At 44.6% G+C, this 11,226-nt stretch carries 11 protein-coding genes and 2 pseudogenes; 6 read left to right on the top strand and 7 right to left on the bottom strand.

Annotated features, from left to right (window positions below; genetic code table 11):
- Nucleotides 1-121, top strand: a pseudogene (locus tag IM475_RS01135) (IS982 family transposase); the annotation flags it as partial.
- A 297-nt stretch (nucleotides 122-418) separates the two neighbouring features.
- Here the strand turns inward: IM475_RS01135 and psbM are convergent.
- Both psbM and IM475_RS01125 read right to left on the bottom strand, forming a co-directional pair.
- Complete coding sequence (gene psbM, locus IM475_RS01130) at nucleotides 419-526, bottom strand: photosystem II reaction center protein PsbM (RefSeq protein WP_002745897.1); 108 nt, start codon at nucleotides 524-526, stop codon at nucleotides 419-421.
- A gap of 235 nt (nucleotides 527-761) precedes the next feature.
- Nucleotides 762-1,880, bottom strand: a complete 1,119-nt coding sequence (locus IM475_RS01125; protein ID WP_287726402.1) for a universal stress protein — start codon at nucleotides 1,878-1,880, stop codon at nucleotides 762-764.
- Nucleotides 1,881-2,316: 436 nt separating this feature from the next.
- Between IM475_RS01125 and IM475_RS01120 the strand changes: the two genes are divergently transcribed.
- Nucleotides 2,317-2,490, top strand: a complete 174-nt coding sequence (locus IM475_RS01120; RefSeq protein WP_287658007.1) for a hypothetical protein — start codon at nucleotides 2,317-2,319, stop codon at nucleotides 2,488-2,490.
- Between the two features lie 62 nt (nucleotides 2,491-2,552).
- Here IM475_RS01120 and corA read toward each other — a convergent pair whose 3' ends face one another.
- From corA to IM475_RS01105, 3 genes are all read right to left on the bottom strand, one after another.
- Nucleotides 2,553-3,713, bottom strand: a complete 1,161-nt coding sequence (corA, locus tag IM475_RS01115) for a magnesium/cobalt transporter CorA (protein WP_287726401.1) — start codon at nucleotides 3,711-3,713, stop codon at nucleotides 2,553-2,555.
- A 91-nt stretch (nucleotides 3,714-3,804) separates the two neighbouring features.
- On the bottom strand, nucleotides 3,805-5,082 hold the full coding sequence (locus IM475_RS01110) for a recombinase family protein (RefSeq protein ID WP_287726399.1): 1,278 nt from the start codon (nucleotides 5,080-5,082) through the stop codon (nucleotides 3,805-3,807).
- Between the two features lie 253 nt (nucleotides 5,083-5,335).
- Nucleotides 5,336-5,629 carry a hypothetical protein gene (locus IM475_RS01105; protein WP_002759475.1) on the bottom strand — a complete coding sequence of 98 codons (294 nt, stop codon included), beginning with the start codon at nucleotides 5,627-5,629 and terminating at the stop codon, nucleotides 5,336-5,338.
- Between the two features lie 137 nt (nucleotides 5,630-5,766).
- On the opposite strand from IM475_RS01105, the pseudogene IM475_RS22915 reads away from it, so the two are divergent.
- The 4 genes and pseudogenes from IM475_RS22915 to IM475_RS01090 all read left to right on the top strand — a co-directional run.
- Nucleotides 5,767-5,877 (top strand): annotated as a pseudogene (locus IM475_RS22915) (shikimate dehydrogenase); the annotation flags it as partial.
- Between the two features lie 487 nt (nucleotides 5,878-6,364).
- Nucleotides 6,365-7,219, top strand: coding sequence for a calcium-binding protein (locus tag IM475_RS01100; RefSeq protein ID WP_287726398.1), 855 nt, complete (start codon nucleotides 6,365-6,367; stop codon nucleotides 7,217-7,219).
- 206 nt (nucleotides 7,220-7,425) lie between these two features.
- Nucleotides 7,426-7,854, top strand: coding sequence for a PadR family transcriptional regulator (locus tag IM475_RS01095; RefSeq protein ID WP_287726396.1), 429 nt, complete (start codon nucleotides 7,426-7,428; stop codon nucleotides 7,852-7,854).
- Nucleotides 7,855-8,238: 384 nt separating this feature from the next.
- Complete coding sequence (locus tag IM475_RS01090; RefSeq protein WP_287726394.1) at nucleotides 8,239-8,463, top strand: hypothetical protein; 225 nt, start codon at nucleotides 8,239-8,241, stop codon at nucleotides 8,461-8,463.
- A 136-nt stretch (nucleotides 8,464-8,599) separates the two neighbouring features.
- On the opposite strand, the gene groL is transcribed toward IM475_RS01090, so the two are convergent.
- On the bottom strand, nucleotides 8,600-10,225 hold the full coding sequence (groL, locus tag IM475_RS01085; RefSeq protein WP_002755764.1) for a chaperonin GroEL: 1,626 nt from the start codon (nucleotides 10,223-10,225) through the stop codon (nucleotides 8,600-8,602).
- Between the two features lie 46 nt (nucleotides 10,226-10,271).
- Nucleotides 10,272-10,583: a co-chaperone GroES gene (groES, locus tag IM475_RS01080; RefSeq protein WP_002737272.1), complete on the bottom strand. Its 312-nt coding sequence runs from the start codon at nucleotides 10,581-10,583 to the stop codon at nucleotides 10,272-10,274.
- Nucleotides 10,584-11,226 lie beyond the last annotated feature (643 nt).

The raw sequence follows: 11,226 nt of genomic DNA, 5'->3' as shown, positions 1-11,226 counted from the left end.
TTCCCGCCACCGCAGCCCTGTTAATTTTTGCGTTAATCTTCTCTGTGGTTTGATTGCTTACTGTCACCAGCCGAAAAAACCCTCCTTGAAGATGGAATGGGCTTTACCCCCCGCTGCTTAACCCGAACTGGGGTTAAATAGGGTTTGCGGCAAAAAGTACGGGCGAAGCATTCGGATAGAAAATCTCCGGTTTCACCGATAGGTTATACTAAATCCGCTGAGTATAGGCTACATATCAGGAGAGGCACTTCTGCAAGGGGAGTGACTGTTAAATTATGATAGATGTATTGGCAGCTGCGTGTAAGCATCCCACCGAAAAACTAATGCGCGGGGGGTTTGGGGGCGGCGCCACGCCCCCAACGGGGGGTTTGGGGGGTAGAACCCCCCAAAAGCTTGGATTGAGAGATAAAAAAGGAATTTAACCCTCGGTTTCCTCTCTGGTTTGGATAAACAGAATCAAGAGGAAAACAGTGGGTACTAGGACGAATAGGATACTAGCGATAAAGCCGAGATTATTTACCTGCATGAGTTAACTCCCTTAAGTGACAACGGATTTGCATTAAAGATTAACTCCTAGAATATCATCCCAGAGGGCGTTGCTGATTTGAGAGGGGGACTGGGGAAGTGGCAGAAAGTCCCGAGGTTTCCTTCCCTACACCCTACACCCCACACCCCACACCCCACACCCCACACCCCACACCCCACACCCCACACCCTACACCCCACACCCCACACCCCACAACCTCTTTCAAGTCAGGTAGTCACCTTTTCACCCCCTTGGCCCGCGCGTCTTTAATTGGTACTTTTGGATCGGTGGCGATGATGTGAAGATCGATATTTTTCTGCCAGATCAGACGCATGAGTTTTTGGGTGAAAGAACCTTTGATGAAATTCTTCCAGCGCGATTGAAGGCTCTCCCCGATCACAATCTGGGTGATCCGTTCCCGTTCGGCCACTTCAGCGATCGCTGCCGCCACCTGATAGCTTTTAACCCGTAAGAATTTCCCCTCGAATTCCCGACATAAACGTTCGCAGGTTTCGATATGTAAAGCCTCCTCTTTCGTGAGAAAGCGCTCGGGTTTATCGACGAAAATCACGAAAAATTCCGCGTTCATATACCCCGCTATCCGCGCTCCCCGACGTAATAATCGTAAAGAGTTGGGATAGGTGGAAATACAGACTAATACCCGTTCGTGAACGGGACAGGATTGACCGATAAATTTTGTGGAATTACTCGCTTCTTCTTCTACCGTATCGGCCACTTCGCGCAAGGCCAGTTCCCGGAGGGCGATTAAATTACGTCGTTGAAAGAAATTATTTAAAGATTGTTCGATCTTTTCGGGAGCGTAGATTTTTCCCGCTAATAATCTTTCCTCTAGGGTTTCGGCGGTAACATCTACCACAATCACTTCATCAGCTTCCTCCAAAATTCGATCGGGTATTCGCTCCCGCACCACCACCCCAGTGATTCGGGCGACTAGATCGTTTAAACTCTCAATATGCTGGATATTCACGGTCGAGTAAACATCGATTCCCTGAGATAAAATTATCTCCACGTCCTGAAAACGTTTCTCTCGCTCCGAACCTGGTGCATTCGTGTGGGCTAATTCATCGATCAGACACAGCTGCGGTGAGCGGGCGATAATCGCTTCTGTATCCATTTCCGAGAGAGTGACTCCCTCTTTCTCTAGGATTTTTCTCGGTACAATTTCCAATCCCTCGGCTTTTGCGGCGGTCTCTTTCCGGCCGTGGGTTTCGAGCAGTCCAATCACCACGTCGGTTCCCTGCTTTCTCAGGCTATGCCCCTCCTCCAGCATCTTATAGGTTTTCCCGACCCCCGGGGCCATCCCGATAAAAATTTTATGTCTTCCCCGTCGCACAATTGTCTCCTTTTTGGCAACTTCCCCTTACAGATTAAGATAATTCGATTTTCCTCTGTTTGGTTCATTTAATCCAGAAAATTATTGAGACCATTATTCAAAAAATTGCTGAAACTCCTCAAAATAATTAACGGTTAGTGCCAATTTCAGTAACTCGTCTAAAATCGATAATAAGGAAATTTTATCGACCGCTTGCTCAATTGACTTGGCGCGATTATGGGTAAATAAGCTTTTTTACCTAGTCATGGCGCTGACCCCTAGACGACTAGAAAGAAACTTCGCCGATATCATCTAACCCTGACATTAGCTAACTTTGTTAGATAAGAACTTTTTTAAGAATTATGATCGGCCTATAATAGTAACTGTAGTCACCCCTATCCTTTAGGGATAATTCTTGGTTTAGGGTTGATGTCCTTCAGCGCAAGCGAGATTGGTTATGAAAATTAGCGAACTAGAAAACTACTTGGCTCAAGTTAAGTCAGAGATTGGTGACATCGATATCGTCTATCAATGTCACAACCAGCACTATAGTTGGTTGGACAAAATTAGAAGCCATCAACTGAAAGTGTTAAAAAATACCGCAGACACTAAATTATTAATTTCTCTGTGATAGCCATTTTCTCTTGCTAGATGCCGGCAAGGTAATCCAGTCTGTCTAATCTGCTTAACAGTTTATCTTTTCTTCACTGTCGATAGGTTCTTAAACCAGCCGCGTCGCCAAAAGAAAATGATTAAACTGAAAGCAACGGTTAGCATCAACACCCAGACGAATACATAGCCCCAATACCATTCTAATTCGGGCATATTATAAGGGGATTTATCAGTATTAAAGTTCATGCCATAAATACCGACAATGAAGGTGAGCGGGATAAAAATCGTCGAGATTACCGTTAAAGTTTTCATAATCTCGTTCATTTTATTACTCACGGAAGATAGGTAAAAATCCATTAAACCATTGGCAAATTCCCGGTAATTTTCGATAACATCGAGGATTTGTACCACATGGTCATAACAGTCTCTTAGATAGGGTTTAATCGTTGTATCGATGACAATGTACTCATCCCGTAGAAGCGCATTGAGGATGTCCCTCTGCGGCCAAATTGCTCGTCGCAGGGAGAGTAATTCCTGACGTATTTGGTAAATTTTTGATAAAGTCTGTTCCGTGGGACTAGCTAAAATTTCGTTTTCTAACTCCTCGATTCTTTCTCCGTAGGACTCTAAAACAGGAAAATAACCGTCAATAATGGCATCCCAAATCGAGTAGGCTAAATAACCCGATTTTTGCTGCCGGATGGAACCTTTATTTAAACGGATTCTTTCCCTAACTGCCTCTAAAGAATCGTATTGTCCTTCTTCCTGCACGGTTAAAACATAATTCTTCCCAACGATTAAACTGATTTGTTCTAGCAAAAAACCCTGATGATCGATCAGGATAGCCATTGGCACTATTATTAAAATATAATTCTCGCATTCTTCCACTTTTGGTCTTTGGGGAATACTGACTATATCCTCAAGGGTTAAGGGATGTAAATGAAAAATTTCCCCCAACTCTTGCAGTTTATCTTCATTACCCAAACCGACGATATCAACCCAAGAGATGGAATCATCGGATAAATATTTAAGACAGTCTTGAGGTAAGAGATTATTAACTATAGTGGCTTGTTGAGAATTATAATTAATTAAAAATATCTCGGTAGCAACGGCATTTTCATCGATGGTGATCAACCCCGGCATCGTCCCGGGTTGGTTATAGTGATAATCGTAAAGGTGGGGTTTTCTCCTGGAAGATTTTCGCCCTTTTTTATACCTAGTTAATCTTTTGTTATTGCTCATAGTTGAGATCGATCGCTGTTGGCCTTTTTCTTAGCATTGATCACTCAAAAATTCCTCAATTTTTAGCTAACTTTAAGATTGTCCGAGACTCTTAAAAAACGAAGATTAAACGTAAATGCCAATTATTAGCCGTTTCCCTCTCGATTTCGATGCGACGGATAAACTCGCGAAAATAAAAACGGCGCTCGATTTCCGATAAATCTCGCCAAAATTGCGGAAAAGCAACGGCACGAGCGATAATGGTCAGGTTATCGGGGGGTAATTGGTCTAAACGTCCTTGAATCTGCGCGATCTCGTTTTTCAGTTTATAGGCCCGTAGATTAGCCGTTTCTTGATCTAAAATTCCCGCCGCTTCTAGGGAGGGCAATTGGGACAAAATATCGTTTTTTTGTCCTATTTCCTCGCTCATTCCCCGTTTGATCCCCTCTAAATCCGGTAAAGATATCTGAGCGATCGTCGGTGGTAGGTCTTGACAAATGCGCTCGATTGTGCTATTGAGAATTTTTTCATAAGCGATCGCCGAACATTTTTTTGTCCGGGGACATTGCAAAGGTCGCAAATAGAGGTATTCTAGGCCCTTTCCTCGCGCTGTCACTTTGGTAATCGTCATCCCCGATTGACATTGACTACAGACGACTAAACCCGCTAAGGAACGCGGGGCGCTGGCACTGCGGGGGGGTAATTTGCGATTATTTCTCAGGATGCGATCGATCTGGGCCGCTTCTTCCCGGGAGATAATCGGGGTGTGGGTATCGGGGATAATATCTTGACCGAGATAGCACAAATCGCCGCGATAAACGGGATTAGTCAGCCATTTATGGGCAGTAGCTACCGATATCTTCTTACCGTAGCGTTTTTCTAGATAGCGCACCGTGGAACGCAGGGAAGCGGAAATCAAAAAGCGATCAAAAAAGTCTTTGACTACCGGCGCGGTACTGCGATCGAGTATATAACGCTCCTTGCCACGACGATAACCGTAGGGTGCTTTTCCGGGGGGAGGTAAAGCTTGCAGACGATTGTGAGCGTGACCTACTTTTAAACGATTACTTAGTTCGTTTTTTGATATTTCTTGCAGAATCTTGGCAAAATTCAGCTTATAATCTGGGTCTTCTAGGGCAATTATATCTATGTCGAGGGCTTCTAAGGATTGTAAAATTTTGCTAACTTCTGTGCCATTGTCTCCCAATTCTGCTAGACGACGCAGGATCAGCAGTCGGGGGGGAGTTCCTTGACAATCGCGGAGCAGTTGCTGCCGTTGTGAGCGATCACCAAAATCCTGATACACTTGTTCGGGAGAATAGGCCCAAATCGAGGCATCGGGGGGACTATCAAGCAGGGGATTGGTATAGGTGTAGGCGATAATTTTCATGTTTTGCCGAAATCCTGGTATAGATAAGCTGTACTGCCTTGAAACCGCGTCTTGAAAAGTTTAGTACAAATGCTCGAACTACCTCTCCCCGCTCCCAACTCCGGCACTCATAGACAGTCTTAACCAGTAATTTAGATAGTCAACAGCTTACCTGCGGGCGAATGGAAAAGGAATTTCTGCCCATCTCCCTAACCCCCGCCAGCTGGCGCTCGTTCCGCTAGACTTGGCAATTTCTAGGCCGGGCGCGATTCGTCTAGGGAGAGGGTAAAGAGCGAAGGAAAACCGTGAGTATGGCGGTAATAATCGCGACGGTTACGGGGATAATCAGCGATTTCGCCCCTTTTAAATCGGATATATCCTTAACTAGCCCCGATTGTTCGTTTTCTAGCCTTTCTAACCGCTTATCCATTCCCTCGACTTTCTCGATTAATTTTGCCTGTCCTACCTCTAGTTTTGTCAGGCGATCATCGATTCGATCGATCTTTCCCTCGATCCGCGTCAGGATGGCTTCTAGGGAATAGGTGACGGTTTCTCCCGATTGACTCATAAACTAAATTCCTTGTTGCGGGGGATACTTCGCATTCTATCACTCCCGAAAGATGGCAGAATTACCAATCCAGAGGCAACGGCAACGATTATCAGCCTACAATATTACTAGGCGATCGAATATTCCCGGAAATTCAGATGAGTCAATCCCCCGTCACCGATTCCCTAGAAATTATCCTGACAAATATCACGGAAAAATTAGACTCTTTACAGAAAGATTTCACCGATCTAAAAGTAGATATGGCCGAGTAAATTCGTAGGTCGGGTTGAGGCAACGAAACCCGACATAAATCCTCGGTTGTTGGGTTTCACTCTGTTCAACCCAAGCTGCGGCAACTAAATTTACAGAAAAATACCCCTGCGAGAAGGGTATTTATACCATTTTTCTGAAGTAATGGCAGAGATGGTTAATTTCCCTCACCCCCCTGTCCTTTAGTCACATCTTTCTTAACATTTCAAACCTTTGCAGCACAACGCTTTCAAGACTCGGTTAACAATTTGTAATATTCCTTGTTAACACCCTTACTGACAGAGAAAAATCAAGTCAGGATAAGGGTTGGAGTGCTTACTGAAAAAATTGTTAAGAAATATCCCTATAAGGGATAGCCCAGAAGGGGAGAGGGGAGTAGGACGCTGGGCAAGAATAAAGAAAAATGGTATTAGTAGCGTCCGCTTGTCAAATATCATTTTTCTAAGGTATCTTAGAATAAGATCAGCTTCCAGGAGAGAACTATTAATGAACGAACAATTAAAACAATGCGCGAAGGCAGCATTTATGTTGGCTTCAGCCCCTTTTGCTTTTATAGAGTCCGTAGCTTTTGCTGATATACAGTTCAAGGATATCAGGCTGGAAATTAATGCTCGGTCAAGCGGTGATGTTTTGTTTCCCCCGCCAGTTTTTGATTCTATGGGGTTTACCATGTATGGGAATGAGGGGCAAGACAGCTTCTTGATTAAGAATGAAGCGAAAGACTTCTTGATTGGGAATGAGGGGCAAGACACCTTCTTGATTGAGAATGAGGCGAAAGACTTCTTGATTGGGAATGAGGGGCAAGACACCTTCTTGATTGAGAATGAGGCGAAAGACTTCTTGATGATGCGCGAAGACAGCACCTACAGCTTCTTGATTGAGAATGAGGCATTCGTAAGCTTCTTGATTGAGAATGAGGCGAAATTCGTAAACCCATTTCAATTTAAACGGCTCTTAGATCACATCATCAGTCACAGAAAGCAAGACATGATTGAGGAGGCGAGAGAATTCTTGATTCGGAATAAGCAATTAACCTTATTGGCATTGCAAAACGCCTGGACAACCTTAATGGCATTTCAAAACACCTTGACCTTAGTATTTAGTGTGGCAGAAATCAACCCTATAAGTATAAGCGGGCAAATTTGGACAGATAAGGTTGAAGGCAAAGTGGAAGAACGACAATTATTATTAACTACCTACACCATTGCCTGTACCTGTATCCGCCAGTCCCTGAAATTTATTCGTGGTTTGCGATCAACAACAAAGTCAAACTTATCCTCGACTTGTTCTAACACTATTCTGGGCTTTTTTCTAACGGGATCTTGTTGCGTTCAATTTTAGGAGCGAGAATAATGTGGCTCTTCTCGACTTTGTGTGATAATTTTTGCTTATGTAAGGTGAGAAATGCTTATCCGGCAAAACTTTAATCGCTATTTGGCGGAAGAAACTATCAGTATAGACCTCGTTTCCACACAGAAACCAGAAGAACCATAACGTCAAAGTACCATAATTTATTAATTCAAGGGATTGCAAGGAGAAACTTTACCATGAAATGCACACTTAATCAGTATTGCCCTGACTCAGGGGGCAATCAAAAGTCAAATAATGGAGGAAATCCCCATGACATCAATTCCGCAAAACCAGTCTCAAGAGCAGTCCCGAAACCAGTTTCTGTTACTCCTAATGAAGAGCTTGTTCTATTGTCTCTTCAAAATAAAGAGTTATACGGACTGCAAATTATTGAGTCCATCGCAGATGCTAGTGGGGGACACAGAAAGCTCCGTATTGGCTCTCTCTATCCTACTCTTCACAGCCTGGAAGAAAAAGGACTTATCAAATCTCGATGGGGAGATGAGCGTCCCGATGACAGAGGCGGTGCGAGAAGGAGGTATTATCACCTTACCCAATTGGGAGAAAGAACTATGTCTGGCATTCAAGAGTTCAGGCACAATCTCCTCCATTGGAAACCTGTCTGAGTCGGAAGCCGTTGTCAATCAAATTATGGAGGTTTTGTATCGGAAGTCCTGGACAACTCGGTGGTTAGCCATACCTGTTGCCCTCATTTTGCCAAAAGACAGGAGGGAGGAGTGGTTAGGAGATCTTTACGATCTCTATAACAACAAAATTGTCCAAAAATACCCTCCTTTCGTGGCAAATCTCATCGTGATTTGTAGAACATTAGTTTTAATCGGGTCAGCCATTGAAATCAATTTTAGTATTTTTTAAATGGCTATCTCGATCGCTTCTTGGGATGATGGGGGGGATGGAGCTAAAGTGAAGTCCCCACATTCCACATTATTCAAGAATTTCATATCTTATGTACTGGACAGCGCAACGGTACAGAGATCATAAGGTGGGATATGGCAATCTTAAGAGAATCCTCGTCGTATTACGAAATCTTCAAAGAAGCAACAGACTTAGGAATTCGGAGAGAAATTTTTAACAGTATCGAATTAGGACTAGAGTTAAAATTCGGAATCGAAGGACTGGAATTACTGCCAGAGATCCGACAGATTCAAGATTTAGAAAACCTCAAACAAATTCAAGTGAATGAGAACCGTAGAATCGATCAAACGAGTCGGTAAAATCTATAGCGATATGAGTTCGGGTAAAACCTTGATATTATCCTAGCCGATTAACTCTTAACCCAGAGTGATGTTTTTTCATAAAAAAAACTCGATCGCTTAATTGCGATCGAGTCAAGAAAAAACAGACTAATTATTAATAGTCGAAGTCACCACCGCCAGCGGGAGGAGCGGATTTTTCTTTTTCCGGTTTATCCACAACAATACACTCGGTAGTTAAAACCATACCGGCGATAGAAGCGGCATTTTGTAGGGCAGAACGAGTCACTTTAGCGGGGTCAACGATACCCGCCTCAAACATATCGGAGAACTCACCGGTAGCGGCATTATAACCGACATTAAAGGGCTTCTCTTTCACCCGTTCGGCAATAACTGCACCGTTTTGGCCGGCATTTTCAGCGATCCGTTTTAAGGGGGCAGCAATGGCGCGAGAAACGATTAAAGCACCGGTTAATTCTTCATGCTGGAGGGTTTCTTTAGCCCAGGTTTCCAATTGGGGAGCGAGGTGAGCTAAAGTAGTACCACCCCCGGGGACGATACCTTCTTCTACGGCTGCTTTAGTGGCGTTAATCGCGTCTTCTAGGCGCAATTTGCGGTCTTTCATTTCCGTTTCGGTAGCGGCACCGACTTTAATCACTGCCACACCGCCGGCTAATTTAGCCAGACGTTCTTGCAGTTTTTCTTTATCGTAGGAAGAATCGGTTTCCTCGATTTGACGGCGAATTTGCTCACAACGGGTTTTCACTGCCACGTCGTTGCCTTCGGCGACGATGGTGGTGGTATCTTTGTTCATAGTGATACGGCGGGCCGTACCTAAGCTGTCAATTTTAGTGGTTTCCAGTTTTAAACCCGCATCTTCGCTAATGACTTGACCACCGGTTAAGACGGCGATATCTTCTAACATCGCTTTTCTGCGATCGCCAAATCCAGGAGCTTTCACCGCAGTGACGTTAAGAACACCGCGCAGACGGTTAACCACTAGGGTTGCCAAAGCTTCTTTTTCGATGTCTTCGGCGATAATTACTAGGGGTTTACCTTGACGGGCCACTTGTTCGAGAATGGGAACCAAATCCTGTACTAAACCGATTTTTTTGTCGGTAATCAGAATAGCGGGATCCTCAAAAACGCATTCCATGCGTTCGGTGTCGGTGACAAAGTAGGGAGAGATATAACCTTTGTCAAAACGCATCCCTTCGGTGATTTCTAGTTCGGTGGTCATCGATTTCCCTTCTTCTAGGGAAATTACGCCTTCTTTGCCGACTTTATCCATGGCCGAGGCGATCATTTGACCGACTTCATCATCGTTACCGGCAGAGATAGCGCCCACTTGTGCGATCGCTTTGGAATCTTCTACGGGTTTCGCGTGTTTGGCGATTTGACTGACGAGGAAATCGGCAGCTTTATCGATCCCTTTTTTCAGAGAAATCGGGTTAGCACCGGCGGCGACGTTGCGTAAACCTTCTTTAACAATAGCGTGAGCGAGAACGGTGGCGGTAGTTGTACCATCACCCGCTACATCGTTGGTTTTTGAGGCGGCTTGGCGGATTAAAGCCACACCAGTGTTCTCGATATGGTCTTCCAGTTCGATTTCTTTAGCGATGGTGATGCCATCATTGACGATTTGGGGTGCGCCAAATTTCTTTTCGAGGACGACGTTACGACCTTTGGGGCCAAGGGTGACGGCCACCGCTTCGGCCAGAAGATCCATGCCTTTTTCTAAGGCGCGACGAGCATCTTCGTTGTAGATAATAGATTTAGCCATAATGTATCGTTATTCGTGCAAAATAGGGGTTTTCAAGGGTAGATGATTAGGAAACGGCGGCGAGAATGTCTTTTTCGGAGAGGAGAACGAATTCTTCGCCACCAAGTTTGATATCGGTTCCGGCATATTTGGAGTAGAGAACTTTGTCACCCACACCCACTTCTACAGGGGTACGGCTACCGTCATCGTTGCGTTTGCCGGGGCCTACGGCCACGACTTCCCCGATTTGGGGTTTTTCTTTAGCGGCGTCGGGAAGGAAAATACCACCGGCGGTTTTTTCTTCGCTGGGACTAACTTTGACGAAAACTCGATCGCCTAGGGGTTTAACAGTAGTTACGTTGATGCTGACTGCAGCCATGGAATATCCTCCGTTTCTCTTGTATTTGGGTAAGTGTCTTTTCCAGATTAGCACTCTTACCTTCCGAGTGCTAATTTACCGAAATACGAGGCCCCCTGACAACGGCTCGATCGGTACGGGTTCCCGAACTATGGTGTTAAGCTAGGGTTTGCGGCAAAAAGTTTGTTGGTGGGGTTAGGAGTCGGGAGTCAGGAGTCAGGAGTCGGTCGTCAGGAGAATTAAGAATGAGCATTAATCAATTAAATGCTCTATTTAGCGATTTTAGGCAATTTTATGCTTATTTTTCTCATTTTTGCCCTCTCAAAAATTAATTAGGGTTTGCTGAATAAATGTGAAATGTAGGCAAGGTAGCGGTTTTGTGGCTTTTCTCGCGAAACAGGTGCAAGATTTTGAGAGAATCGTGCTTCAAAACCTTGCGTCTTCATCGGCCCGCGTCCTGTAGGGGCGAAGCATTCGGGCAATAACCTATCGGTGAAACCGGAGATTTTCTATCCGAATGCTTCGCCCGTACTTTTTGCCGCAAACCCTACTTAACGTCAGTTCGGGATAAGGGAGGAAAGAAAAGGCGGGGGCTAGTAAGCTGAAAAATATATAAACTCAGCACCCCCAACCCATCTATGTCTAGTCTAGAAGCTCTTTTCTG

This window comes from Microcystis sp. M061S2 (assembly GCF_020245605.1).
Taxonomy (GTDB): Bacteria; Cyanobacteriota; Cyanobacteriia; order Cyanobacteriales; family Microcystaceae; genus Microcystis.
The sequence above is the reverse complement of the archived record's forward strand: the minus strand, read 5'-3'. Positions and strand labels throughout refer to the sequence as shown.

Coding starts and splice junctions, on each gene's coding strand:
- psbM (WP_002745897.1), bottom strand. CDS start 526: ATGCAGGTAAATAATCTCGGCTTTATCGCTAGTATCCTATTCGTCCTA.
- IM475_RS01120 (WP_287658007.1), top strand. CDS start 2,317: ATGAAAATTAGCGAACTAGAAAACTACTTGGCTCAAGTTAAGTCAGAG.
- corA (WP_287726401.1), bottom strand. CDS start 3,713: ATGAGCAATAACAAAAGATTAACTAGGTATAAAAAAGGGCGAAAATCT.
- IM475_RS01110 (WP_287726399.1), bottom strand. CDS start 5,082: ATGAAAATTATCGCCTACACCTATACCAATCCCCTGCTTGATAGTCCC.
- IM475_RS01105 (WP_002759475.1), bottom strand. CDS start 5,629: ATGAGTCAATCGGGAGAAACCGTCACCTATTCCCTAGAAGCCATCCTG.
- IM475_RS01100 (WP_287726398.1), top strand. CDS start 6,365: ATGAACGAACAATTAAAACAATGCGCGAAGGCAGCATTTATGTTGGCT.
- IM475_RS01095 (WP_287726396.1), top strand. CDS start 7,426: ATGAAATGCACACTTAATCAGTATTGCCCTGACTCAGGGGGCAATCAA.
- IM475_RS01090 (WP_287726394.1), top strand. CDS start 8,239: ATGGCAATCTTAAGAGAATCCTCGTCGTATTACGAAATCTTCAAAGAA.
- groL (WP_002755764.1), bottom strand. CDS start 10,225: ATGGCTAAATCTATTATCTACAACGAAGATGCTCGTCGCGCCTTAGAA.
- groES (WP_002737272.1), bottom strand. CDS start 10,583: ATGGCTGCAGTCAGCATCAACGTAACTACTGTTAAACCCCTAGGCGAT.